The sequence below is a fragment of the Streptomyces sp. NPDC017529 genome (assembly GCF_044329785.1).
In the GTDB taxonomy this organism is placed as follows: domain Bacteria; phylum Actinomycetota; class Actinomycetes; order Streptomycetales; family Streptomycetaceae; genus Streptomyces.
In genome coordinates this window covers 447,114-471,378 of sequence record NZ_JBIRJY010000004.1, presented here as the reverse complement: position 1 = coordinate 471,378, position 24,265 = coordinate 447,114, and the positions used below count along the sequence as shown (strand labels likewise).

Here is a 24,265-nt window from a genome sequence, read left to right as displayed (position 1 = left end):
ATCTGAGTTCATCCTGCGGGCTGCTAGCGTGCGCTGTCAAGGGAGCTGGAGGGCACGTGAAGCGCGCGGAGCAGGCGGTCGAGACCAGGGCGGCACTGATCGAGGCGGCGAAGCGCCTGTTCGCCGACCGCGGCTACCTGAACACGAAGATCACCGACATCACGGCGGAAGCCGGCCGGGCGGCGGGCTCCTTCTACCGCCACTTCGCGAGCAAGGAAGAACTGCTCAAGGCGCTGCTGGCCGAACTGGCCACGGCGAGCGACTCCTTCGCCGCGGCCGAGGGGCACACGTCCGACTTCACCGACCCGGACGCGATCCGCTACCACGTGACCGCCTACTGGCGGGTGCACCGGGAGCACGCGGCGACCATGCTCGCGCTGCGCCAGGCGGCGCTGGTCAACGAGGACTTCGCGCGCACCCTCGAACAGTTCCGCCGCACCCAGCTCGAAGACCTGGCCGACCACTTGGCGCACGTACGGAACCTGCCGGCGTCCGTCGAGACCACTCTGACGCTGATGAGCGCGATGCTGGACGCACCCGCGCAGCTGCTGCCCGAGCTGGCCGAGGACGAGGCCGTCGAGGTGACCACCCGGTTCCTCTACCGCGCCCTGAACGGCAAGGACTACCCGCCGCAGACGTAGCCGTAGCCGTAAAGCCGTATGCCGGACAGTTGTCGTCCTATATGGCACGGCATCATCGGCGGTATGAGTGAAACCTCGGCACGCCTGCTGAATCTGCTCTCCCTCCTCCAGACACCCCGCGAATGGCCCGGCAGCGAACTCGCCGAGCGCCTGCGGGTCACCCCGCGCACCATCCGCCGCGACATCGGACGCCTGCGCGACCTCGGCTATCCGGTGCACGCCACGATGGGCGCCGAGGGCGGCTACCGGCTCGCGGCGGGCACCGCGATGCCGCCACTGCTCCTGGACGACGAGGAAGCCGTGGCCATCGCCGTCGGCCTGCGCTCGGCGGCCGGTCACGCCGTCGACGGAATCGAAGAGGCGTCCGTGCGCGCACTGGCCAAGCTGGAGCAGGTCCTGCCGTCCCGGCTGCGGCGGCGCGTGGGCACGCTCGGCTCGGCCACCGTCCCGATGCCCTTCGGGGACGGGCCGACGGTCTCCCCGGAACACCTGACCGTCCTGGCGGCGGCCGTCGCCAACCAGGAGCGGCTGCGCTTCGCCTATGAAGCGTTCGACGGCACCCGCACCAAACGCCTGGTGGAGCCGCACCGACTGGTCTCGGCGGGGCGCCGCTGGTATCTGGTGGCGTACGACAACGAGCGCGCGGACTGGCGGATCTTCCGGGTGGACCGGCTGAGCGAGCCGTACCCCACGGGGGTACGGACGCCACCGCGCGAGCTGCCCGCGGCGGACGCCGCCGCGTACGTGACGGAGCGGATGCACGGCATGGCCCCCGGGGTCGTCGCGGTGGCCACCGTGCACCTGCCCGCCGCCGAGGTGCGCGCCCGGCTGGGGCACGCGGCGGCCGAGGTGGAACCGCTCGGCGAGGGGGCGTGCCGCCTGCGGACCTCGCCGGACTCCCTGGAGTGGACGGCGTTCCGGCTGGCGATGCTGGGCTGCGAGTTCACCGTGCACGAACCGGCGGAGCTGACGGCGCACCTGCGGCAACTCGGCGGCCGGGTCCTGCGGGCCGCGGAGGACGAGGGTGGGGGCGCCGGTGCCGATGCCGGCGCCGATACCGGTGCCGGTGCCGCACGGGCGGCTGATACCCCCTGGGGGTAGCATTAATACCCCCAGGGGGTATACAGTCCAGGCAGTGGACGCGACGGCATCCCGCCGCCACCCCCGCCTCCCAAGGAGCAGCCATGACCACCACCGTCGACGGACACCGGATCGAGCTGGCGATCGGCGGCATGACCTGCGCCTCCTGCGCCGCCCGTGTCGAGAAGAAGCTCAACCGGATGGACGGCGTCACCGCCACCGTCAACTACGCGACGGAGAAGGCGCAGGTCAGCTACGAGGAGGGCGCCGGCATCGGCGTCGCCGACCTGATCGCCACCGTCGAGAAGACCGGCTACACGGCCGCCGTACCGGAACCCCCGGCCCCCGCCCCACCACCGTCGTCCCCCGACCAAGCCCCCGCGCCGGACCCGGGCGGCGACCCGCTCGCCCAGCTGCGGCAGCGCCTGACCGTCTCCGTGCTCCTCGCCGTACCGGTGATCCTGATGGCGATGGTCCCGGCGCTCCAGTTCACCAACTGGCAGTGGCTGTCGCTGACGTTGGCGGCGCCGGTCGTGGCGTACGGCGCCTGGCCGTTCCACAAGGCCGCCTGGACCAACCTGCGGCACGGCACGGCCACCATGGACACCCTGGTCTCCATGGGCACGCTCGCCGCGCTCGGCTGGTCGCTGTGGGCCCTGTTCTTCGGCCACGCCGGAATGCCCGGCATGACCCACCCGTTCGAGCTGACCATCGCGCGGGGCGACGGCGGCGGCAACATCTACCTGGAGGCCGCGGCCGGCGTCACCGCCTTCATCCTGGCCGGGCGCTACTTCGAGGCCCGCTCCAAGCGCCGGGCCGGCGCCGCCCTGAAGGCGCTGCTGGAACTGGGCGCCAAGGACGTGGCGGTGCTGCGGGACGGGCGCGAGGTGCGTGTCCCGGTGAGCGAACTGGCGGTCGGCGACCGGTTCGTGGTACGCCCCGGAGAGAAGATCGCCACCGACGGCACGGTCGTGGACGGGTCCTCCGCCGTGGACGCCTCCTTGCTCACCGGCGAGTCCGTGCCCGTCGAGGTCTCCCCCGGCGACCGGGTCACCGGCGCCACCGTCAACGCGGGCGGCCGGATCGTCGTCGAGGCGTCCCGGATCGGCGCGGACACCCAGCTGGCCCGCATGGCGCGGCTGGTCGAGGACGCGCAGAACGGCAAGGCCGCCGCCCAGCGCCTGGCCGACCGGATCTCCGCCGTCTTCGTCCCGGTCGTCATCGCGCTGGCCCTGGGCACCCTCGGCTACTGGCTCGCCACCGGCGCGGGCGCGGTCGCCGCGTTCACCGCCGCGGTCGCCGTCCTGATCATCGCCTGCCCTTGCGCGCTGGGCCTGGCCACACCGACCGCCCTCATGGTCGGCACCGGCCGCGGTGCCCAGCTCGGCATCCTGATCAAGGGGCCCGAGGTCCTGGAGTCCACCCGCCGCGTCGACACCGTCGTCCTGGACAAGACCGGCACCGTCACCACCGGCGCGATGGCGCTCACCGCCGTCCACCTCGCCGACGGGGTGACCGAGGCGGACGCGCTGCGCCTGGCCGGCGCGCTGGAACACTCCTCCGAGCACCCCATCGCCCGCGCCGTCGCCGGTGCGGCGGCCGAGCGTACGGGTGACCTGCCGGTCCCCGAGGACTTCCAGAACGTGGCGGGGCGCGGTGTCCAGGGTGTCGTCGAGGGCCACGCCGTCCTCGTCGGCCGTACCTCGCTCCTCGCGGACCGGGCCATCCAGCTGCCCGCCACGCTGGCCGACGCCCAGGCCGCCGCGGAGGAGGCCGGGCACACCGCGGTCGCCGTCGCCTGGGACGGGGAGGCGCGCGCCGTGCTCGTCGTCGCCGACGCGGTCAAGCCCACCAGCGCCGAGGCGGTCCGGCGGCTGCGCGCCCTCGGCCTCACCCCGGTGCTGCTGACCGGCGACAACGCGGCCGTCGCCCGCTCGGTGGCCGCCGAGGTCGGCATCGACGCGGCACACGTGATCGCCGAGGTGCTGCCGGCGGACAAGGTCTCGGTCGTCAAGGCCCTCCAGGCCGAGGGGAAGTCGGTGGCCATGGTCGGCGACGGGGTCAACGACGCGGCCGCGCTCGCCCAGGCCGACCTGGGCCTGGCGATGGGCACCGGCACGGACGCCGCCATCGAGGCGGGTGACCTGACGCTGGTACGGGGCGACCTGCGCGCCGCCGCGGACGCCATCCGCCTCGCCCGCCGCACCCTCGGCACCATCAAGGCCAACCTGTTCTGGGCCTTCGGCTACAACGTCGCCGCGCTGCCGCTGGCCGCCGCCGGGCTGCTCAACCCGATGATCGCGGGCGCCGCGATGGCCTTCTCCTCGGTCTTCGTGGTGGCCAACAGCCTGCGGCTGCGCCGCTTCACGCCGCTCGGCTGAGCGGCGGGAGCACCGGCGGGCGGCCCGGCCCCGGCAGATCCACTGCCGGGGCCGGGCCGTACGCGGGAGGGCGCGCCGGAAGGCCCGCCCGCACGGCGTACGCGGCGAAGGTGGCGTTCCCTCCAGATCTCGCCCCCGAGAATTGGCAGATCACGCAACGTCCACAGGAGCCGCACCCCCAACACTGGTCAGGTACCGCCTCCGCACACGCACAGGGGTTCCCATGACGGGGTCACGCGTCCTGGCTCTCGGCCACTACCAGCCCTCCGAGGTGCTCACCAACGACGACCTCGCGAAGATCGTCGACACCGACGACGCCTGGATCAGCAGCCGCGTCGGCATCCGCACCCGTCACGTCGCGGCACCCGGCGAGAGCGTGGACGCGATGGCCGCCGCGGCGGCGGCCAAGGCGCTCGCCGCCGGCAACCTGGAGGCGCGGGACATCGACCTCGTCCTGGTGGCCACCTGCACGGCCACCGACCGCAGCCCCAACACCGCGGCGCGCGTCGCCGCCCGGCTCGGCCTGCCGGCGCCCGCGGCCATGGACATCAACGTCGTCTGCTCGGGCTTCACCCACGCCCTGGCCACCGCCGACCACGCCATCCGGGCCGGCTCCGCCGTCAACGCGCTGGTCGTCGGCGCCGAGAAGTTCACCGACGTGGTGGACTGGACGGACCGCTCGACCTGCGTGCTCGTCGGGGACGGCGCGGGCGCCGCGGTCGTCTCGGCGTCGCCGGAACCGGGCATCGGCCCGGTGCTGTGGGGCTCGGTGCCGGAGATGGGCGACGCCGTCCGCATCGAGGGGGAACCGGCCCGCTTCTCCCAGCAGGGCCAGGCCGTCTACCGCTGGGCGACCACCCGGCTGCCGGCCATCGCCCGCCAGGTGTGCGAGCGGTCCGGCATCGAGCCGGCGGACCTGGCCGGTGTCGTCCTGCACCAGGCCAACCTGCGGCTGATCGAGCCGCTGGCGGAGCGCATCGGCGCGGTCAACGCGGTCGTCGCGCGCGATGTCGTCGAGTCCGGCAACACCTCGGCCGCCTCGGTGCCGCTGGCCCTGTCCAAGCTGGTGGAGCGCCGCGAGGTGCCGTCCGGCGCCCCGGTGCTGCTCTTCGGCTTCGGCGGCAACCTGTCGTACGCGGGCCAGGTCATCGCGTGTCCGTGAGGCCGGGCGCCGCTGCGTACCGGTGTCCGATTCCTTCAAGACCGGGGGCGGCCCCGCCTTCTACGCTCCCCGTATGAGCGACGCAATCCACCGCACACCCGTGACCACGACGCCGCGCCTCGCGGCGATCGGCGTGGCCGTCTCCGACATGGCGGCCGCACTCGCCTTCTACCGCCGCCTCGGTCTCGCGGTGCCGCCCGAGGCCGACACCGCCCCGCACGCCGAGGCGGCGCTGCCCGGCGGGCTGCGCCTGATGTGGGACTCCTACGACACCCTGCGCGCCATCGACCCCGCATGGACGCCACCGGGCAGCGGCACCCCTACCGGCCTCGCCTTCGAGTGCGCGGGCCCGGCCGAGGTCGACAAGGTCTACGCGGAACTGGTCGGCGCGGGGTACACCGGCGAGAAGCAGCCGTGGGACGCGCCCTGGGGGCAGCGGTACGCCGTCGTCCGGGACCCGGACGGGCACGGGGTGGACCTGTTCGCGCCGCTGCCGTGAACGGACGGGCGCCGGGCGCCCCGCGGGCGTGCGGCCAGTAGCGCTTCGCTGGCTCTCCTACGGCACCTCGCGCAGGTAGAGCGCCCCGCAGGAGTGGCAGAAGGGTTCGGCCGCCGGCGTACCCCAGGCGTCCGCGGACTGTACCGCCGCTTCCGGTTGCAGTTCACGTCCGCACATGGACAGGGTGCCGTCCAGTCGCACCATGTGCCACATCCGCACCGGGGCGTCCGCCCCGCCCGGCGAGCCGCCGTCCGCGTACTCCGCACGCATCTCGTGCTCCATGACGACGCACCTCCTCGCCCCCACGATGCGCCCGGGAGCGCGCCCCCCGCCACTTGTGAGGCGGCTCCGCTCAGAACACCGACCAGCCGGTCAGCGTCGTGAAGTGGTCCAGGGCCGCCGCCCCGGCGACCGAGTTGCCCCGGCGGTCCAGCCCGGGGCTCCACACACACAGCGTGCAGCGCCCCGGCACCACCGCGACGATGCCGCCCCCGACGCCGCTCTTGGCGGGCAGCCCCACCCGGTAGGCGAACTCCCCGGCCGCGTCGTACGTGCCGCAGGTCAGCATCACCGCGTTGATCCGCTTGGCCTCGCGTGCCTCCAGCAGGCGGCTGCCGTCGGCACGCAGCCCGTGCCGGGCCAGGAAGCCGCCGGCCGTCGCCAGGTCGCGGCAGCTCATCTCGATCGAGCACTGCCAGAAGTAGTGCTCGATGACGCTGGGGACGGGGTTCTCCAGGTTGCCGAAGCTGGCCATGAAGTGGGCGAGCGCGGCGTTGCGGTCGCCGTGCTCGGCCTCGGAGTCGGCGACGGCCTGGTCGAAGGCGAGGTCCGGGTTGCCGCTCTCCTCGCGCAGGAAGTGCAGCATCGTGGTGCTGGCGTCGCCGGTCAGCGTCTGGAGACGGTCGGTGATGACCAGCGCGCCCGCGTTGATGAACGGGTTGCGCGGTACGCCGTTCTCCCACTCCAGTTGCACCAGCGAATTGAAGGGCGTGCCGGACGGTTCGCGGCCGACCCGCTTCCAGATGTCGTCGTTGTCGTTGGCCATGACCAGCGCCAGCGAGAAGGCCTTCGATATGGACTGCACGGAGAACGGGACCTCCCAGTCCCCCGCCCCGTACACCTCGCCGTTGATGTCGGCGATGGCTATGCCGAAACGATCCGCCGACACTTTTTCGAGCGCCGGTATGTAGTCGGCAACCTGCCCATGCCCGACATACGGCCTCGCATAGGCCGCTACCTCCTCAAGAACGGCCTGGTAGTCCATGACGGACACGCTAACCCGGAGCCAGGATCACCCCCAGCGGGGCCCCCGCCAGCGCCTTCACCTCGCGCGCCAGATGCGCTTGGTCCGCGTACCCGGCACGGGCCGCCACGTCCGCGTACGGCAGCCCGCCGCGGGCCAGCTCCAGCGCGCGTACGAGGCGCAGCACCCTGGCCAAGGTCTTGGGCCCGTACCCGAACGCCTCCAGGCAGCGGCGGTGCAGCTGCCGCTCGCCGACCCCGACCGTCCGGGCGACCTCCGCCACGGGCCGGCCGCGGCCGAGCGCCGCGGCGATCACTTCGCGCGCCGGGTCGGGCGGGCCCGCCGCCTCCCGGAAGCGGCGCAGGGCGATCTCCTCCAACACCCGTCCGGGTGATCCGTTCCCGGCCACTGTCCCGGCCAGTCGCTCCACCTGGTCCCGGGGCCACAGCACGTCCAGCGGGACCCGTTGATCGCGCAGGGCGTGCGCCGGGACACCGAAGAAGGCGGGTCCCTGACCAGGGGCGAAGCGCAGCCCGACGACGAGTTCACCCGGCCGCGTGGCGGGCAGGTGCGCCCTGGTGTCCGGCCCGGCCACCACCAGACGGTCCTCCATCCACAGGAGGTCCGTACAGCCGTCGGGCAGCACCCGCCGCGGCGGCGCCGGTACGCCGCCGGGCGCCCGCTTCTCCCAGACCACCGCGCCGGACAGCCGCGCGGCCCGCTCCCGGTACCCGCCCGTGTCCGCGCACATGTCCCCAGACTGGCACGGGAACGCGGGTAGCGTCCCGTCCGTTGATCCGGTACGACGCCGCTACCCCAGCGGTCCGTCCCTCCCCAACCTCACGGAGGCAGCAATGGCAGGCTTTCTGGACCGCGCCAAAGAGCAGGCGCAGAGCGCGCTGAACCAGGGCAAGCAGAAGGTCGACGAGGTCCAGCAGCAGCGGGCGGGCAACGACCTGCTGAAGAAGCTGGGCGCGGCGTACTACGCGGAGCGCCGCGGCAGCGGCACCCCGCAGGCCACCCAAGAAGCGCTCAGCGCACTGGAGGCGCACATCTCCACCCACGGCGACAGCTTCCTGCGCGGCTGACGGCGGACGAGGCGGCGGCCCGGCCGAAAGCTGCCGGTGGCACGGACCGCCCCCGGCTGAAAGCGGTGGATAGCGGCCGAAACCGCTCGCTCAGCGGGTCGTACACGCGCCAAACGGCTGGTCTGGGTCCTGACGTTCCAGTACAAGCGTTTTATGAGGCGGTGCGCGGTCGGCGGCCGCCGCGCACCGAACGGAGTCGGCCATGGCCCCACCCATGTCCGCGAACAGCTTCCTCAAGGCCCTCAGAGACGAGGGGCTGGACATCGTCGAGGTCGGCGAGTGGCGCACGCACAACCGCGCCGGCCACGGCGACTGGGGCCCGGTGCACGGCGTGGTGATCCACCACACCGTCACGTCCGGGACCGAGAGCACGGTACGCCTGTGCTACGACGGCACCTCGGCCCTGCCGGGACCGCTGTGCCACGGCGTCATCACCAAGGACGGCCGGGTCCACCTCGTCGGCTGCGGCCGCGCCAACCACGCGGGCAGCGGCGACCGCGACGTCCTGAAGGCCGTGATCGCCGAGAAGAAACAGCTGCCCCCCACCAACCAGTACAACGCCGACGGCAACGTCCACTTCTACGGCTTCGAGTGCGAGAACCTGGGCAACGGCACGGACCCCTGGCCCGAAGTCCAGCTGGAGGCCATCGAGAAGGCCTCGGCGGCGCTGTGCCGCTTCCATGGCTGGAACGAGTACTCGGTCATCGGCCACCTGGAATGGCGGGCGGACAAGATAGACCCCAAGGGCTTCACCATGGAGGACATGCGCGCCCGTATCGGCGCCCGGCTCAAGTAGCCCACCGCCCGAGCGCGACAATGGTCGCGTGACCAGCCCCGTCCCCGACCTCGCCGCACTGCGGCCGCGCCTGCCGTCACCCCTCCAGCACATCGAGGACGAACGGTTCGCGCGCCGCGGTGTGCGGCTGCTCCTCAAACGGGACGACCTGATACATCCCGAGCTGCCCGGCAACAAGTGGCGCAAGCTGGAGCACAACCTGCGGGCGGCCGCCGAGGCCGGCGAGCGCACACTCCTGACGTTCGGCGGCGCCTACTCCAACCACCTGCGGGCCACCGCGGCGGCCGGCCGCCTCCTGGGGTTCGCGACGGTGGGCGTCATACGCGGCGCGGAGCTGGCGGACAAGCCGCTCAACCCGTCCCTGGCGCGCTGCGCCGCCGACGGCATGCGCCTGCACTTCGTCGACCGGGCCGCCTACCGCCGCAAGGACGAACCGGAGGCCCGCGCGGCCCTCCGGGAGCGCTTCGGCCCGCACTACGCCATCCCGGAAGGGGGCAGCAACGCCCTCGCCGTCCAGGGGTGCACGGCCCTGGGCCGGGAACTGCGCGGCGTCACCGACGTGGCCGCCGTCGCCTGCGGGACCGGCGGCACCCTGGCCGGCCTCGCCGCGGGCCTGGCACCCGGCCAGCGGGCCCTGGGCATCCCCGTCCTCAAGGGCGGCACCCCGCACTTCCTCACGGCGGACACCGAGCGCCTCCAGCACGCGGCCTTCGGCGCCCGGCGCGGCACCTGGGACCTGGACGACCGCTTCCACTGCGGCGGCTACGCCCGCCGCACCCCCGAACTGGAGACCTTCGCCGCCGGCTTCGAGGCCCGCCACGGCCTCCCCCTGGAGCGCCTCTACGTGGCCAAGCTCCTGCTCGCCCTGACCACCCTGACGGAAGAGGGCGCCTTCACCCCTGGCACCACCGTCACCGCAGTGATCACGGGCGCCCCCTCCGACTGAGCCCCGGTTCTCTCAGGGCCTAGGGAGTGTCCGCCCCTTCCCGGTACGCCGCCGCCTCCTCCAAGTCCAGCCGCTTCAGCAGCACCCGCAGCATCTCGTCGTCGATCCGCCGCGCGTCCCGCAGCCCGACGAACACCTTCCGCTCCGCGTCGATCATCTCCCGGGCCAGCCGCCGGTAGGTGTCGTCCGCCGACTCCCCCGTCACCTCGTGGACCGTCCCCAGCCGCTCCCACACCGCGTTGCGGCGCCGTTCCATGACCGTGCGCAACCGGTCGGCCAGCGGCCCCGGCAGCGCGTTGTGCTCCTCCGCCAGCAACTCGTCCAGGCGCCGCTCCGCGGCCCGTGACGCCTCGTTCTGCGCCTGCGCCTCGGCGAGCGTCTCGGCCCGTACGTCCCGCGCGGGCAGCCGCAACGCGCGGATCAGGGGCGGCAGCGTCAGCCCCTGGACGACTAGCGTGCCGATGACCGTCGTGAACGTCAGGAAGAGCACCAGGTTGCGCGCCGGGAACGCGTCGCCGTCCCGCACCGCCACCGGGACCGAGAAGGCGATCGCCAGCGACACCACGCCGCGCATCCCGGCCCAGCCGACGATGACCGGCGCCTTCCAGTTCGTACCGGGCTCCCGCTCCCGGACGCGGGCCGACAGCCGCGGCACGAACGTCGCGGGGAACACCCACACGAAGCGCGCGATCACCGCCACCACGAAGACCACCACCGCGTACCAGGCGGCCTGCTCCCCGCTGAACTCCCCCAGCCCGCGCAGCACCACCGGCAGCTGCAGCCCGATCAGCGCGAAGACCGTGGACTCCAGCACGAAGGAGACCATCTTCCACACGGCCTCCTCCTGGAGCCGCGTCTCGAAGTCCACCTGCCAGGACCGGTGCCCGAGGTAGAGCCCGACCACGACGACGGCCAGCACGCCGGACGCCCCGAACTGCTCGGCGACCTGGTAGGCCACGAACGGGATGAGCAGCGACAGGGTGTTCTCCAGCAGCGGCGCGTCCCGCAGCCGGCAGCGCAGCCAGTGCAGCGGGATCATCAGCACCACGCCGACGCCGATCCCGCCCAGCGCCGCGACGGCGAACTCCCGGATGCCGTCGGTCCAGGTCGCGCCCACACCGGCGGCCGCGGCCAGCGCGACCTTGTAGGCGGTGATCGCGGTGGCGTCGTTGACCAGCGACTCGCCCTGGAGGATGGTCGTGATGCGGTTCGGCAGGCCCAGCTTGCGCGCGATGGCGGTGGCGGCCACCGCGTCCGGCGGCGCGATCACCGCGCCCAGGACGAGCGCCGCCGCCAGCGGCAGGTCCGGGATCACCAGGTACGCGGCGTACCCGACGACGACCGTCGCGAACAGCACGTAGCCGACCGACAGCAGCGCCACCGGCCGCAGATTGGCCCGCAGGTCCAGGTACGAGCTCTCCAGCGCCGCGGTGTGCAGCAGCGGGGGCAGCAGCAGCGGCAGCACGATGTGCGGATCGAGCGTGTAATCGGGTACGCCGGGGATGTACGCGGCCGCCAGCCCGGCGGCGACGAGCAGCAGCGGCCCCGGCACGGGCGTGCGCCGGGCGGCCCCGGCGACCGCCGCGCTCCCCGCGACCAGCAGCAGAAGTGGCATCACGTCCATCGGTTTCGTCCCGTCCCGTTCCGCCGTGGCCGCACCGCGCCGCCCCGGTCTCCACGGTCGCGTCCGCCGCGACCGTCAACGCGCTCTAACCTGGCAATCATGAGCGAGTGCACGCACGTTCCCGAACTGCCGCGCCCCGAGCCGGCCCCGCTGAGCGAGACCTGCCGGGAGTGCCTGGCCGCCGGCAGCCACCCCGTCCAGCTGCGGCTGTGCCTGGTGTGCGGGCACGTCGGCTGCTGCGACTCCTCGCCGTACCGGCACGCGACGGGACATTTCGCGGCGACCGGCCACCCCGTCATGCGCTCCTTCGAACCCGGCGAGAGCTGGCGCTGGTGCTTCGCGGACCAGGCCCTGGTCTGACACCACCCCGCCCGGAGCCGGGTTTTCCGGTCCCCGGCGCCTGTTGTCAGTGGCGCCCGCTAGCCTTCAGGCATGATCCGTACCGCGACGGTCGACGACGTACCCGTCCTCCGCACGATGATCCGTGAGCTGGCCACGTACGAGCGGGTCCCGGAGGCCGCCAAGGCGACCGAGGCACAGCTTCGCGAGGCGCTCTTCGGTGCGCACCCGGCCGTGTTCGCGCTCATAGCCGAGGGTGTCGAAGGCCCCGTCGGCTTCGCTCTGTGGTTCCGCAACTTCTCCACGTGGACGGGCACGCACGGTGTCTATCTGGAGGATCTCTACGTCCGCCCCGAGGCGCGCGGCGGCGGCCACGGCAAGGCGCTCCTGGCGGCCCTCGCGGAGATCTGCGTCGAGCGCGGCTACGAGCGTTTCGAGTGGTCAGTCCTGGATTGGAACGAACCGTCCATCGGTTTTTACCGGTCGATCGGCGCGGAACCCATGGACGAATGGACCGTCTTCCGGCTCACTGGAGATGCGCTGCACAACCTCGCGAGCGCTCGGAGCGTCAACGCAGCGTAATCAGTTTCGATTTGGCGGTGCAGACCCCTAGCCACTGTCCGTACCCGTAGGCTTACAATGAGTGACAGTCGTACGACTACGGGGCGTTGTGAGTCCGACCGTCGTGCCGGGAGGCGACCCTGCCCCTCCCGGGCGACACCGCCCCGCAGATCGCGATAGCGTCGCAGGCGAACCATGTGCCGCGCCGGATCGTTCTCCTCTTGTCACGAGAGGAGCCGCGACCGGCGCGAATATCAGCTCAACCAGCTTGTGTCACCTTGGAGGTGAGGGTGTCCCAGATCGCAGGCGAGCCCGGGACCCAGGACTTCGTGGAAGTCCGGCTGCCCGCTGCGGGTGCCTACCTGTCGGTGCTGCGTACGGCCACGGCCGGCCTCGCAGCCCGCTTGGACTTCACCCTCGACGAGATCGAGGACTTGCGCATCGCCGTGGACGAGGCGTGCGCGATCCTTCTGCAACAGGCCGTGCCGGGCAGCGTGCTGAGCTGCGTCTTCCACCTGGTGGACGACGCGCTGCAGGTGACCGTCACGGCCCCGACGACCGACGGCCGCGCCCCCGAGCGCGACACCTTCGCCTGGACGGTGCTCTCCGCGCTGGCCGGCAAGGTCGACTCCACCGTCGCGGACGACCGTACAGTCACGATCAGCCTGTACAAGGAGCGCGGCACCGGTCCCGGACCGTCATGACCGAACAGGGGGCCCCGTGAAGGATCTTGAACGCGGCACGCGGATGGCGCCCGGCGTGGCCATCCCCGAGCAGCATGCCCGGCCGCAACCGGTGGGCGCGGATGACCACGGCGGCCGGTTGGACGCGGCGGAGCAGGCAGAGCGGGCGGACCACATGGACCAGAGCGAGCACAGGCACGAAGAGCGCGATCCGCACACCCCGCACCACCCTCATGACCCCCATGACCGGAGCGGCGCGCGGGCGATGTTCTACGAGCTGCGCAAGCTCCCCGACGGCTCGACGGAGCGCGCCGAGCTGCGCAACACGCTCGTGCGCATGCACCTGCCGCTCGTCGAGCACCTGGCCCGGCGCTTCCGCAACCGCGGCGAGCCGCTGGACGACCTGACCCAGGTCGCCACCATCGGCCTGATCAAGTCCGTGGACCGCTTCGACCCGGACCGCGGCGTGGAGTTCTCCACGTACGCCACGCCCACCGTCGTCGGCGAGATCAAGCGGCACTTCCGCGACAAGGGCTGGGCGGTCCGCGTGCCCCGCCGCCTCCAGGAGCTGCGGCTGTCGCTGACCACGGCGACCGCCGAGCTCTCCCAGCGCCACGGCCGCGCCCCCACGGTCCACGAGCTGGCCGAGCATCTGTCGATCTCCGAGGAAGAGGTCCTGGAGGGCCTCGAATCGGCGAACGCCTACAGCACGCTCTCCCTCGACGTCCCGGACACCGACGACGAGTCACCGGCCGTCGCCGACACCCTGGGCGCCGAGGACGAGGCGCTGGAGGGCGTGGAGTACCGCGAGTCCCTCAAGCCGCTGCTGGAGGACCTGCCGCCGCGCGAGAAGAAGATCCTGCTGCTGCGCTTCTTCGGCAACATGACCCAGTCGCAGATCGCCCAGGAGGTCGGCATCTCCCAGATGCACGTCTCCCGCCTGCTGGCCCGCACCCTGGCCCAGCTCCGCGAGAAGCTCCTGGTGGAGGAGTAGCCCCGCCGCGCCTGGATGCGGGCGGCCCGCCGTCGGCGCCGGACGACCGGCGGCGTACGCGGCCGCCCGGACCCGGCTCATCCCCGCGTCGGCCGGCCGTGGCGGTTCGGGACCCCTACCGCCCGGCCCGTACCGCACCCGGCCGCACCGCCCGGTTCACGCACCGCTCCGGGCTCGCGCCCCGTCGCCCCGAGCGGACGGACCACCACCCCGCAACGCGTACGACGCGTACCTCTTTCGGGCGTACCTCTTCCGGTGCGTCCTCAGTCCCGCGGCGCGATGCCCAGCGCTTCGGTGGCCGTCGGGTTCACCAGCAGGGCGAGCACCACGAGCGCGACCACCGCCAGCCCGATGCCGCCCGCGATCAGTGCGCCGCCGCCGTTGACCAGCGTCCAGGCCACCGGCAGCGCGACGATCTGTGTGATCAGCGAGGGCCCGCGGCTCCAGCGGCGGCGCAGCCACAGTCCGCGCGCCGCGATCAGCGGCAGCACCGCCAGCGCGAGCACCGTCAGACCGCCCGTCTCCGCCTGCCGGGGGCTGTCGGGCGAGCCGGTCAGGCCCACGACCAGCATGGAGATGCCGAGGGCGGCCAGCGCGACCCCTTCGAGAGCGGTGAGCACCGCGGCGACACCCAGCCGGACAGGACGCGGCCCTTCCGGCGCGGGCGCGGCCGACCCGGCCGCCTGCCCCGGCTTGGCGCTCTTGGCGGACGGGCCGCCCTTCGCCGGTTCGCGGCGGGCGCCGGTCTTCGCGCCACCGGCCCGTACGCGCCGTCCGTCCGCTTTGTCCGCCTGCGTCGCCTCGGCCGGCCGGGACTGCTGGGCCGCCTTGGCCGCGGGCCGCTTCTGCTTACTGCTCACCCCAGCAGGGTAGCCCCGGGCACCCTTCCGCTCGGTGGGCAGGGAGTGAGTCGGGTACCGGCAGGTAGGTACCCTGCTCCACATGCGCGCACTTCTCGTGGTCAATCCCGCAGCTACCACCACCAGTGCGCGCACGCGTGACGTCCTCGCCCACGCGCTGGCCAGCGATCTGAAACTGGAGGTCGCCGAGACCCGGTACCGCGGACACGCCCGCGACCTGGCCCGGCAGGCGGCCGAGGGCGGCCAGGTCGAGCTGGTCGTCGCGCTCGGCGGCGACGGCACGGTGAACGAGGTCGTCAACGGTCTGCTGACGCACGGCCCCGATCCGGACGCGCTCCCGCGCCTCGCCGTCGTCCCCGGCGGCTCCACCAACGTCTTCGCCCGCGCCCTCGGCCTGCCGAACGACGTGGTCGAGGCGACGGGTGCCCTTCTGGACGCGCTGCGTGACGACAGCGAGCGCACGGTCGGCCTGGGCCTGGCCGCCGGCACCCCGGGCACCGAGGACGAGGGCGTGCCGGCCCGCTGGTTCACGTTCTGCGCGGGCTTCGGCTTCGACGCCGGCGTGGTCGGGCGGGTCGAGCAGCAGCGGGAGCGCGGCAAGCGGTCGACACACGCGCTGTACATGCGGCAGGTGCTGCGCCAGTACGTCGGCGAGTCGAACCGGCGGCACGGCACGATCACGCTGGAGCGCCCGGGCGAGGACCCCGTGGAGCACCTGGTGATGTCGATAATCTGCAACACCGCTCCCTGGACCTACCTGGGCAACCGGCCGGTCTACCCGGCGCCCGCGGCGTCCTTCGACGCGGCGCTGGACGTGTTCGCCCTGTCCAAGTTGTCCGCCTCTGCGGTGACCCGCTACGCGACCCAGCTGCTGGCGTCAACACCGGAGCGCGGACCCCGGGGCAAGCACGTGGTCTCACTCCATGACTTGACGGACTTCACCTTGCATTCGCAGGCCCCACTGCCCTTTCAGATGGACGGTGACCACCTGGGACTCCGTACGAGCGTGACGTTCACAGGCGTTCGCCGTGCACTGCGTGTGATTGTGTGAGCAGTAGGGCCTAAAGTCCTTTCACTCGAACGTTTAGGCTGACTTCCACCCCCTAGAAGTACGGCTGTGACCTAGGCGACACCAAGGAATCAAAAAAAAGTTTCCGGAAGGGGTTGTATCCGCCGCCGAGGTTTGCGAGTCTCTTCATGGCGATCGGGACGGCCGTTTCTACCGGCCCCCTTGAGAGCCCGAATCCTCCTCCTCATTCTTCAGGACCGCACCAGTTCTCCGACTGGGGTTCGGCCCTTCCCTTGTGGAGGGATTCGTGAAAGCGTTCACATTCACAAGCAACGATCCCGTCACACGAGGAGATGGAGCAGCCATGGACTGGCGTCACCGCGCCGTTTGCCGCGAGGAAGACCCCGAGCTCTTCTTCCCCATCGGCAACACCGGTCCTGCGCTGCTGCAGATCGAGGAAGCCAAGGCCGTCTGCCGCCGCTGCCCCGTCATGGAGCAGTGCCTGCAGTGGGCGCTGGAGTCCGGCCAGGACTCCGGCGTCTGGGGTGGTCTCAGCGAAGACGAGCGCCGCGCCATGAAGCGCCGCGCAGCTCGCAACCGGGCGCGCAACGCCAGCGCCTGACCGCCAGACGCCCCCGTGGCCCCCGAGCCGCAGCGCGCAGTACCCCCACCGCTCCCCCGGCGCCCTTGAGCGCTCGGGAGAAGCCCCCACGCAACGTGAGCTTTGAGCCCCGGACCAGATGGGTCCGGGGCTTACTGCTGTGCGGGCGCGTTCCGGGTGCGGGCGTGTCCCGGGTGCGGGTGCCGGCCGTCGCTCCGGTCAGGTCCGGACCTTTGCGCCCACACGCCCGGCGGACAACGGCGGCCCACCGTTGTCCATTTACTGCCGCCGCCGTCACTCTTCCGTGACTTCGGTCTGCGGTACGTGAATCCCGGCGACCCGAGTGCCGCGCGCCTCACCGCGTTACGGACACCGAGTGCACACCGGCGTATTCACGAATTGGCCACGAGAACCGCTCACTTGATGAAAGACCGCATCATCGGTGCTTCCCTCAGTGCTTCTCCGCTCGTACGGGAATATCGAGGATCACCTGAGTGCCCCGCTCGGCCCCGGGCAGCATGTCGAACTTCCCGCCCAACTCGCCTTCCACCAGCGTGCGCACGATCTGCAGGCCGAGATTCCCCGCCCGGTGCGGATCGAACCCTTCCGGCAGGCCACGGCCGTTGTCCTGGACGGTGACCAGCAGGCGGGGCTCCGTACGGCTGCCACCGCGTACCGCGCCGACCTCGACGGTGCCCTGATCCCCTGGAACGAAGGCGTGTTCGAGGGCGTTCTGAAGGATCTCCGTGAGGACCATGGAGAGCGGCGTGGCGACCTCGGCGTCGAGTATTCCGAAGCGGCCGGTACGGCGCGTGGCCACCGCGCCCGGAGCGATCTCCGCGACCATCGCCAGCACCCGGTCGGCGATCTCGTCGAACTCGACGCGCTCGTCGAGGTTCTGGGACAGCGTCTCGTGGACGATCGCGATCGAACCGACCCTGCGTACGGCCTCGTTGAGCGCCTCGCGCCCCTGTTCGGAGTCCATCCGGCGGGACTGGAGGCGCAGCAGGGCGGCCACGGTCTGCAAGTTGTTCTTCACCCGGTGGTGGATCTCCCGGATGGTGGCGTCCTTGGTGATCAGTTCCCGTTCCCGGCGCCGGAGTTCGGTGACGTCGCGCAGCAGGACCAGCGAACCGATGTGCGTGCCCTTGGGCTTGAGCGGGATGGCGCGCAGCTGGATCACCCCGTCCTCGCCCTCGACCTCGAACTCCCGCGGCGCCCAGCCGCTGGCCAGCTTGACCAGCGCCTCGTCGACCGGGCCGCGCGCGGGCGCCAGTTCGGCGGTGGCCTGGCCGAGGTGGTGGCCCACCAGGTCGGCGGCGAGGCCCAGGCGGTGGTAGGCCGAGAGGGCGTTCGGGCTGGCGTACTGGACGACGCCGTCCGCGTCGAGCCGGATCAGGCCGTCGCCGGCGCGCGGCGAGGCGTCCATGTCGACCTGCTGGCCGGGGAAGGGAAAGGATCCTGCGGCGATCATCTGGGCGAGGTCGGAGGCGCTCTGGAGGTACGTGAGCTCCAGCCGGCTCGGCGTCCGTACCGTCAGCAGGTTCGTGTTGCGGGCGATCACGCCCAGCACCCGGCCCTCGCGGCGCACCGGGATCGACTCGACGCGTACCGGCACCTCCTCGCGCCACTCGGGGTCGCCCTCCCGTACGATCCGTCCCTCGTCCAGGGCGGAGTCGAGCATGGGTCGGCGGCCGCGCGGGACGAGGTGGCCGACCATGTCGTCCTGGTAGGAGGTCGGTCCGGTGTTGGGCCGCATCTGGGCGACGGACACATAGCGGGTGCCGTCCAGGGTGGGGACCCACAGGACGAGGTCGGCGAAGGAGAGGTCGGAGAGCAGCTGCCACTCCGAGACCAGCAGGTGCAGCCACTCCAGGTCGGAGTCGCTGAGGGCGGTGTGCTGGCGTACGAGATCGTTCATGGAGGGCACGCATGGGAGCCTACCGGCGTACGGTGGGGTTGTTGCCTTTGCAAGGGCATGGACAGATCAGAATGGTCTAGTCCACAATGAGTTGGTACCGCACTCCGATGGGACGACCCCCGGGCCCCCGGCGGTGGCGGAACCAGACTTCAGAACTGCAGATACCTCCGCTCTCCCCGCACAGGAGAGCGGATAGAGGCCCAGGCGCTCTCTGCCCTGACTGCGCGGCGGCCTCAGGTCGACCGGTCTTTGGGCGGGCGTGCGTTCCTGCCGCACGTGGGGCGCGTCCCGCCGCCGGGCCGGCCGATGAAGCTCCGGGCTGCGGTGCCGGACAGGTTGAGGGTCCTGTCCCGGCGCCGCGGCCCGCGGGTGTTTCCGGGGCGGTTACGCCCGCCCCGCACCTCAGCCCCCATCGGAGGCCCCGGCCTTCTCCCCCTTCGCCTCCCCGCCTTCGCCGCGGCCGGGCGGCCAAGCGGCCATCGCCAGCTCGGCCACCCGCTCCAGCGTCGTACGGTCCGCGCCGTCCCGCGCCTGCTGGGACATGCCCTGGAGCACGGTCACGCTGTAGCTCGCGAGCGCGTGCGCGTCGGTGCCGTCGGGCAGCTCGCCGGCCGCGATGTCGCCGTGGATCCGCTCCTCGATCAGCTCCGTGTTCCGGCGGCGGCGCTCCTGAAGGCTGCGCATGACGTCCTCGGACTGCGCCGTGCAGTTGGTGGCGGCCGTGATGACCATGCAGCCGCGCGGATAGCCCGGCAGGGTGTGGAAGGCCGCCGCCTCATGCAGCAGCCGGGCCACGGCCCGGCGCGCGGTCGGCTCCTCGGCGAGGGCGCGGCCGGAGAAGGCGCCGAAGTCCCGGACGTACGCCTCGACCGTCTCCTCGAAGAGCGTGCGCTTGTCACCGAACGCCGCGTACAGGCTCGGCGCCTTGATCCCCATGGTCTCGGTGAGGTCGGCGATGGAGACCGCTTCGTAGCCGTGTTCCCAGAAGGCCCGCATCGCCTGCTCCAGGGCCGTCTCCCGGTCGAAGGACCGGGGTCGTCCACGCTGTTTCGTCGCCATTCCTCAATTCTATAGCGCTCGCTACGGAAAGCCTGCTACATTCTTTCTGTAGCAACCGATACAGAAAGGGGGGCACGGTCATGGGCGTGCTCACGGGCAGGACGGCGCTGGTCACGGGCGGCAGCAGGGGGATCGGCCGGGCGATCGCGGAGCGGCTGGGGCGGGACGGCGCGCGGGTCGCGGTGCACTACGGCCGCGACGAGGCCGCCGCGAAGGAGACGGTGGCGGCGATCGAGGAGGCGGGCGGCCAGGCGTTCGCCGTGCGGGCCGAGCTGGGGGTGCCGGGGGATGCTCAGACCCTGTGGTCCGCGTTCGACGCGCAGGCCGACGGCCTGGACATCCTGGTGAACAACGCCGGCACGAACACCCCGATCGCACCGCTGTCGGACATGACCGAGGAAGGATTCGACCGCATCTTCGCGATCAACACGAAGGCGCCCTTCTTCCTCACCCGGCTCGGCCTGGAGCGCCTGCGCGACGGCGGCCGCATCGTCAACATCTCGACGGGCCTCACGCGCGGCCACGCCATGCCCGAGCTGATCGCCTACTCGATGTCCAAGGGCGCGATCGACGTCTTCACCTCGACGCTCGCCAAGGACCTGGGCCCCCGCGGCATCACGGTCAACGCGGTCGCCCCCGGCGTCACCGACACGGACATGAACGCGGGCTGGCTGCGCTCCGACGACAAGGCGTGGCAGGCGTCGGCGGACATAACCGCCCTGGGCCGTGTCGGCGAGTCGCGCGACATCGGCGACATCGTCGCCTTCCTCGCCTCCGACGACAGCCGCTGGATCACCGGCCAGTGGATCGACGCGACCGGAGGCGCCCTGCTCTGAGCCCCGGCGGACGGGCTTGCCAACCGGCCTGCCGCCCGGCCCGTCGCTCGGCCCGCCGCTCGGTCTGCCCGGCCCCCCTCAACGGGTTTCCGTGACCTTGGCCAGGGAACGAGGGGCGTCCGGGTCCTGGCCCCGGGCGAGCGTGACCTCGTAGGCCAACCTCTGCAGCGGCAGGATCTCCAGGACGGGCTGGAGCTCCTCGGGTACGCCGTCGGTCGGCAGCGCGAAGCCGGCCACGGCGCGGGCGGCCTCGGCGCGGCTGCCGACGACCACCAGGTCGGCGCCGCGGTCGCGCAGCCGCTCCAGTACGGGCCGCAGCGCCTCGCCGCCCCTGCCCTCGGTGACGATCGCGATGACCGGGGAGATGTTGTCGACCATGGCGAGCGGGCCGTGCAGGAGGTCGGCGCCGGAGTAGGAGAGGGCCGGGATGTAGCTGGTCTCCATCAGCTTGAGGGCGGCTTCCTTGGCCGTCGGATAGCCGTAACCACGGGAGGTGAGCACCATGCGCTCCGCGAACCGGTAGCGGGCGGCGAGGGCCTTGACCTCGTCGTGGCGGGCGAGGACGGATGCGGCGAGGTCGGGCAGCCGCTGCACGGCCGGGCCCGCCGCGGCGCCGGCTCCTCGTCCGGCGGCTCCGCGTGGGGCGGCCGGGCCGGGGTGGTTCCGGCTGTCGCGCAGGCCCTCGACGAGGAGGTACAGGGCGAGGAGTTCGGCGGTGTAGGTCTTCGTGGCGGGCAGGGCGCGCTCCGGGCCGGCCAGTACGTCGATGTGGAACTCGCCGGCCTCGGCGAGCGCCGAAGCGGCGTTGTTGGTCACCGCGAGGGTGATCGCACCGGCCTCGCGGGCGGCCCTGGTGGACGCGACGAGGTCGGGCGACCCGCCGGACTGGCTGACCGCGACGACCAGGCAGTCCCGGAGGTCGGGCCGTGCGCCGTAGGCGGTGGTCGTGGACATGGAGGTGAGACCGCAGGGTTTGCCGAGCCGCACTTCGAACAGGTACTTGGCGTAGAGGGCCGCGTTGTCCGACGTGCCGCGCGCGGTGAGCAGGACGAATCGCGGCTCGCGGGCGGCGATCCGCTCGGCGACCGTACGGATGTCCGCCTCGCCCTCGGCGAGGATGCGGCGCAGCACGGCCGGCTGCTCGGCCATCTCGGCGGCCATGAAGCGCCCCGGCCGCCCGCCGGGCCCGCCACCCAGGGGGCGGCTTTCCGAGCGGTCCTCCGTGCGGTTCTCCGAGCCGGGCATTGCGACCGCCTTCCGACGACTGTCCGTGCCTGCGCGCCTGGGGCTCCGGCCGGGTGCCGGGTTGCCGGTACACCGGTCGCGGGTCGGGTACCCGCGTAGGGCGGACGTGCGGGGACGGGGCTCGCGTTCCCTGTCTGTTAACGCCGGAGTTGCCGGATGTCACCGGGTCCGGAGGGGCGGGCTCTGGTAGATTGGTCTATACCACATGGTCCTTTTCTCCAGATCGGCAGGCAAAGCGTGGAAGTTGTCATCGTCCCGGACGCCAAGGCAGGCGGCGAGCTGATCGCGGAGGCCATGGCCGCCCTGGTGCGCCGCAAGCCCGAGGCGCTGTTGGGTGTGGCCACTGGATCGACTCCGCTGCCCGTCTACGAAGCGCTGGCGGGCAAGGTCCGCGGCGGCGACGTGGATGTCTCGCGTGCCCGCGTCTGCCAGCTCGACGAGTACGTCGGGCTGCCCGCCGGGCACCCGGAGTCGTACCGTTCCGTGGTGCTGCGCGAGGTCGTCGAGCCGCTGGGGCTGGGCGAGCAGGCGTTCATGGGGCCCGACGGCACCGCCGAGGACGTGCAGGCGGCCTGTGAGGCGTACGACCGGGCGCTGAGCGGGGCCGGCGGGGTGGACCTGCAGCTGCTGGGTATCGGCACCGACGGGCACATCGGCTTCAACGAGCCGTGTTCCTCGCTCGCCTCCCGGACCCGGATCAAAACGCTGACGCAGCAGACCCGGGAGGACAACGCCCGGTTCTTCGACAGCCTGGACGAGGTGCCCCACCACGTCATCACCCAGGGCATCGGCACCATCCTGGAGGCCCGCCACCTGGTGCTGCTCGCCACCGGCGAGGGCAAGGCGGACGCCGTCGCGCAGTCCGTCGAGGGCCCGGTCTCGGCACTCGTACCCGCCTCCGCGCTCCAGCTGCACCCGCACGCGACGGTCGTCGTGGACGAGGCCGCGGCGTCCAAGCTCAAGCTGGCCGACTACTTCCGCGCCACCTATGCCGCCAAGCCGGAGTGGCAGGGGCTGTAAGCGAGCGGACCGCTGTTCGCACACGACTCGGCCGGGGCGCCCCCGTGAAGGCGCCCCGGCCGAGTCGTGTCATCCCACCGGACGTGTGTCCCCCGCCGGGCCGGCGGCTCCCCTTCCGCGGCCCGGCAGGGGATCACCCACCCGCGATGACCTCCGCGGCGGCGCGGCCGCAGACGCGGGCCGCGCCGTGGGTGGCGATGTGCAGGGCCCCGCGCGGAGCGGCCTGCGGGACTCCCATCTCGACGACCACCGTGTCCGGGCGGGCGTCGAGCAGCGCGTCCAGGGCGCCGCTCATCCAGGCGTGCCGGTGGGCGTCGCGTACGACGGCGACGATCCGCCGCTCCCCCGCCGCCCGCAGCACCTCTGCGATCTGGGCGCGCGTCCCGGCCGCGCCGCTGTTCCCGTACGTCCCCGTCTCCGTCCCAGGCACCAGCCGGGCCAGTTCGGCGGCGACGCCCCAGGGGGTCTCGTCGCCGACGGCGATGTTGGCGACGGGTGTGAAGGCCGCGACGTACGCGGGCGCGGTGAGCGGCTCGTACGGGCCGTTGCGGGTGACGCGCAGTGCGCGGCGGGCCGCGACGAGGCCGGCCTCGGGTGCGGGCGCGACCCCTCGCTCCCCAGGGAGGGCCCCCGGTGTCGCGCCCGCACTCCGGGTCCACCGCGCCAGGGCGCGGACCCGGGCCGCGGCGTCGGCGAGCCGCTTCTCCGACAGCTCTCCGTCGCGTACCGCCCTGACCAGGGCGTCCCGCAGCCGCAGCACGGTGTCTTCGTCGGCCAGTCCCCCGCCGACGCAGATGGCGTCGGCGCCGGCGGCGATGGCCAGGACGCTGCCCCGCTCGATGCCGTACACCGCGGAGATGGCCTGCATCTCCATGCCGTCGGTGACGATCAGCCCGTCGAAGCCGAGGCCGCCTTCGGAGGCGGGGGCGCGCAGCAGGCCGGTGAGCACGTTGCGGCTCAGGGTGGCGGGCAGCGTGCCGTCCAGGGCCGGGAGCAGGATGTGCGCGCTCATCACGGCCTTGGTGCCGGCGGCGATGGCGGCGCGGAAGGGCACCAGCTCGCGCTCCTGGAGGGTGCGCAGTCCGGCGGCGATGCGCGGCAGGTCGTGGTGGGAGTCGACGGCGGTGTCGCCGTGGCCGGGGAAGTGCTTGGCGCAGGCGGCGACGCCGGCGGACTGGAGCCCTTCGACGTATGCGGCGGTGTGCCGGGCGACCAGGAGGGGGTCGGCGCCGAAGGACCGGACGCCGATGACCGGGTTGGCGGGGTTGGAGTTGACGTCGGCGGACGGCGCCCAGTTGAGGTTGACGCCGCACTCGGCCAGGCGGCGGCCGAGTTCGCGGGCCACGTCGCGGGTGAGCTGTGTGTCGTCGACCGCGCCGAGGGCGAGGTTGCCGGGGAAGGAGGAGCCGCCGCGCACTTCGAGGCGGGTGACGTCGCCGCCCTCCTCGTCGATGGCGACCAGGATGTCCTCGCGCTCGGCCCGCAGCTGGGCGGTGAGCGCGGCGAGCTGGTCGGGCGAGGCGATGTTGCGGCCGAACAGGCCGACGGAGGCGAGGCCCTCGCCGAGCCGGCGCAGCAGCCAGTCGGGCGCTTCGGTGCCGGTGAAGCCGGGCTGGAGGACGGTGAGCGCGTCGCGGGTGAGGGTGCCGGCCGAGTTGAGGAGTGTCGTCATGGCGC

Annotated in this window: 25 protein-coding genes; 16 read left to right on the top strand and 9 right to left on the bottom strand. The window is 72.5% G+C overall.

Annotated features, from left to right (window positions below):
• Positions 1-56 precede the first annotated feature (56 nt).
• The 5 genes from ACH4K4_RS12835 to ACH4K4_RS12815 all read left to right on the top strand — a co-directional run bounded on the left by ACH4K4_RS12835 (position 57) and on the right by ACH4K4_RS12815 (position 5,763).
• A complete protein-coding gene (locus ACH4K4_RS12835; RefSeq protein WP_398166911.1) occupies positions 57-641 on the top strand; it encodes a TetR/AcrR family transcriptional regulator in 585 nt (194 codons plus the stop codon).
• 63 nt (positions 642-704) lie between these two features.
• Positions 705-1,742, top strand: coding sequence for a helix-turn-helix transcriptional regulator (locus ACH4K4_RS12830; protein WP_398166910.1), 1,038 nt, complete (start codon positions 705-707; stop codon positions 1,740-1,742).
• An 83-nt stretch (positions 1,743-1,825) separates the two neighbouring features.
• On the top strand, positions 1,826-4,102 hold the full coding sequence (locus ACH4K4_RS12825; RefSeq protein WP_398166908.1) for a heavy metal translocating P-type ATPase: 2,277 nt from the start codon (positions 1,826-1,828) through the stop codon (positions 4,100-4,102).
• 223 nt (positions 4,103-4,325) lie between these two features.
• Complete coding sequence (locus ACH4K4_RS12820; RefSeq protein WP_398166907.1) at positions 4,326-5,264, top strand: beta-ketoacyl-ACP synthase III; 939 nt, start codon at positions 4,326-4,328, stop codon at positions 5,262-5,264.
• A 73-nt stretch (positions 5,265-5,337) separates the two neighbouring features.
• On the top strand, positions 5,338-5,763 hold the full coding sequence (locus tag ACH4K4_RS12815) for a VOC family protein (RefSeq protein WP_398166905.1): 426 nt from the start codon (positions 5,338-5,340) through the stop codon (positions 5,761-5,763).
• A 57-nt stretch (positions 5,764-5,820) separates the two neighbouring features.
• Here the strand turns inward: ACH4K4_RS12815 and ACH4K4_RS12810 are convergent, their stop codons facing one another.
• The 3 genes from ACH4K4_RS12810 to ACH4K4_RS12800 form a co-directional block, all read right to left on the bottom strand.
• Positions 5,821-6,045, bottom strand: a complete 225-nt coding sequence (locus tag ACH4K4_RS12810) for a hypothetical protein (protein ID WP_398166903.1) — start codon at positions 6,043-6,045, stop codon at positions 5,821-5,823.
• A gap of 70 nt (positions 6,046-6,115) precedes the next feature.
• The gene (locus tag ACH4K4_RS12805) at positions 6,116-7,027 is read right to left on the bottom strand and encodes a glutaminase (protein ID WP_398166901.1); all 912 of its coding nucleotides are present in this window, start codon (positions 7,025-7,027) and stop codon (positions 6,116-6,118) included.
• A gap of 10 nt (positions 7,028-7,037) precedes the next feature.
• A complete protein-coding gene (locus ACH4K4_RS12800; protein WP_398166899.1) occupies positions 7,038-7,757 on the bottom strand; it encodes a helix-turn-helix domain-containing protein in 720 nt (239 codons plus the stop codon).
• 103 nt (positions 7,758-7,860) lie between these two features.
• Between ACH4K4_RS12800 and ACH4K4_RS12795 the strand changes: the two genes are divergently transcribed.
• The 3 genes from ACH4K4_RS12795 (at position 7,861) to ACH4K4_RS12785 (ending at position 9,836) form a co-directional block, all read left to right on the top strand.
• Complete coding sequence (locus tag ACH4K4_RS12795; RefSeq protein ID WP_398166898.1) at positions 7,861-8,094, top strand: hypothetical protein; 234 nt, start codon at positions 7,861-7,863, stop codon at positions 8,092-8,094.
• A 202-nt stretch (positions 8,095-8,296) separates the two neighbouring features.
• Positions 8,297-8,890 carry an N-acetylmuramoyl-L-alanine amidase gene (locus ACH4K4_RS12790; RefSeq protein WP_398166896.1) on the top strand — a complete coding sequence of 198 codons (594 nt, stop codon included), beginning with the start codon at positions 8,297-8,299 and terminating at the stop codon, positions 8,888-8,890.
• Positions 8,891-8,918: 28 nt separating this feature from the next.
• Positions 8,919-9,836 (top strand): 1-aminocyclopropane-1-carboxylate deaminase/D-cysteine desulfhydrase, encoded by a 918-nt coding sequence (locus tag ACH4K4_RS12785; RefSeq protein ID WP_398166895.1) that lies wholly within the window; start codon positions 8,919-8,921, stop codon positions 9,834-9,836.
• Positions 9,837-9,855: 19 nt separating this feature from the next.
• Here ACH4K4_RS12785 and ACH4K4_RS12780 read toward each other — a convergent pair whose 3' ends face one another.
• Positions 9,856-11,460, bottom strand: a complete 1,605-nt coding sequence (locus ACH4K4_RS12780) for a Na+/H+ antiporter (protein ID WP_398166893.1) — start codon at positions 11,458-11,460, stop codon at positions 9,856-9,858.
• Positions 11,461-11,559: 99 nt separating this feature from the next.
• Between ACH4K4_RS12780 and ACH4K4_RS12775 the strand changes: the two genes are divergently transcribed.
• The 4 genes from ACH4K4_RS12775 (at position 11,560) to ACH4K4_RS12760 (ending at position 14,037) form a co-directional block, all read left to right on the top strand.
• Positions 11,560-11,820, top strand: coding sequence for a UBP-type zinc finger domain-containing protein (locus ACH4K4_RS12775; protein ID WP_398166891.1), 261 nt, complete (start codon positions 11,560-11,562; stop codon positions 11,818-11,820).
• 72 nt (positions 11,821-11,892) lie between these two features.
• Positions 11,893-12,381, top strand: coding sequence for a GNAT family N-acetyltransferase (locus tag ACH4K4_RS12770; protein ID WP_398166889.1), 489 nt, complete (start codon positions 11,893-11,895; stop codon positions 12,379-12,381).
• 269 nt (positions 12,382-12,650) lie between these two features.
• Positions 12,651-13,064, top strand: a complete 414-nt coding sequence (locus ACH4K4_RS12765; protein ID WP_398166888.1) for an anti-sigma regulatory factor — start codon at positions 12,651-12,653, stop codon at positions 13,062-13,064.
• A 43-nt stretch (positions 13,065-13,107) separates the two neighbouring features.
• The gene (locus ACH4K4_RS12760) at positions 13,108-14,037 is read left to right on the top strand and encodes an RNA polymerase sigma factor SigF (RefSeq protein WP_398167198.1); all 930 of its coding nucleotides are present in this window, start codon (positions 13,108-13,110) and stop codon (positions 14,035-14,037) included.
• A 263-nt stretch (positions 14,038-14,300) separates the two neighbouring features.
• Here the strand turns inward: ACH4K4_RS12760 and ACH4K4_RS12755 are convergent, their stop codons facing one another.
• Complete coding sequence (locus ACH4K4_RS12755; protein WP_398166886.1) at positions 14,301-14,897, bottom strand: hypothetical protein; 597 nt, start codon at positions 14,895-14,897, stop codon at positions 14,301-14,303.
• An 82-nt stretch (positions 14,898-14,979) separates the two neighbouring features.
• On the opposite strand from ACH4K4_RS12755, the gene ACH4K4_RS12750 reads away from it, so the two are divergent.
• Both ACH4K4_RS12750 and ACH4K4_RS12745 read left to right on the top strand, forming a co-directional pair.
• The gene (locus ACH4K4_RS12750) at positions 14,980-15,948 is read left to right on the top strand and encodes a diacylglycerol/lipid kinase family protein (protein ID WP_398166884.1); all 969 of its coding nucleotides are present in this window, start codon (positions 14,980-14,982) and stop codon (positions 15,946-15,948) included.
• 322 nt (positions 15,949-16,270) lie between these two features.
• A complete protein-coding gene (locus tag ACH4K4_RS12745; protein WP_003983230.1) occupies positions 16,271-16,528 on the top strand; it encodes a WhiB family transcriptional regulator in 258 nt (85 codons plus the stop codon).
• Positions 16,529-16,958: 430 nt separating this feature from the next.
• Here the strand turns inward: ACH4K4_RS12745 and ACH4K4_RS12740 are convergent, their stop codons facing one another.
• Together ACH4K4_RS12740 and ACH4K4_RS12735 are read right to left on the bottom strand one after the other, a co-directional pair.
• Positions 16,959-18,428 carry a sensor histidine kinase gene (locus tag ACH4K4_RS12740; RefSeq protein WP_398167196.1) on the bottom strand — a complete coding sequence of 490 codons (1,470 nt, stop codon included), beginning with the start codon at positions 18,426-18,428 and terminating at the stop codon, positions 16,959-16,961.
• Positions 18,429-18,830: 402 nt separating this feature from the next.
• Entirely contained in the window at positions 18,831-19,487 is a 657-nt protein-coding gene (locus tag ACH4K4_RS12735) for a TetR/AcrR family transcriptional regulator (protein WP_398166882.1), read from the bottom strand.
• An 80-nt stretch (positions 19,488-19,567) separates the two neighbouring features.
• Here ACH4K4_RS12735 and ACH4K4_RS12730 point away from each other — a divergent pair, with 80 nt between their 5' ends.
• Positions 19,568-20,323 carry an SDR family oxidoreductase gene (locus ACH4K4_RS12730; RefSeq protein ID WP_398166881.1) on the top strand — a complete coding sequence of 252 codons (756 nt, stop codon included), beginning with the start codon at positions 19,568-19,570 and terminating at the stop codon, positions 20,321-20,323.
• A 78-nt stretch (positions 20,324-20,401) separates the two neighbouring features.
• Here ACH4K4_RS12730 and ACH4K4_RS12725 read toward each other — a convergent pair whose 3' ends face one another.
• The gene (locus ACH4K4_RS12725; RefSeq protein WP_398167195.1) at positions 20,402-21,484 is read right to left on the bottom strand and encodes an SIS domain-containing protein; all 1,083 of its coding nucleotides are present in this window, start codon (positions 21,482-21,484) and stop codon (positions 20,402-20,404) included.
• A 321-nt stretch (positions 21,485-21,805) separates the two neighbouring features.
• On the opposite strand from ACH4K4_RS12725, the gene nagB reads away from it, so the two are divergent.
• Positions 21,806-22,588: a glucosamine-6-phosphate deaminase gene (gene nagB, locus ACH4K4_RS12720; RefSeq protein ID WP_398166879.1), complete on the top strand. Its 783-nt coding sequence runs from the start codon at positions 21,806-21,808 to the stop codon at positions 22,586-22,588.
• A gap of 133 nt (positions 22,589-22,721) precedes the next feature.
• On the opposite strand, the gene ACH4K4_RS12715 is transcribed toward nagB, so the two are convergent.
• A complete protein-coding gene (locus ACH4K4_RS12715; protein ID WP_398166878.1) occupies positions 22,722-24,260 on the bottom strand; it encodes a glycoside hydrolase family 3 protein in 1,539 nt (512 codons plus the stop codon).
• Between the last annotated feature and the right edge of the window lie 5 nt (positions 24,261-24,265).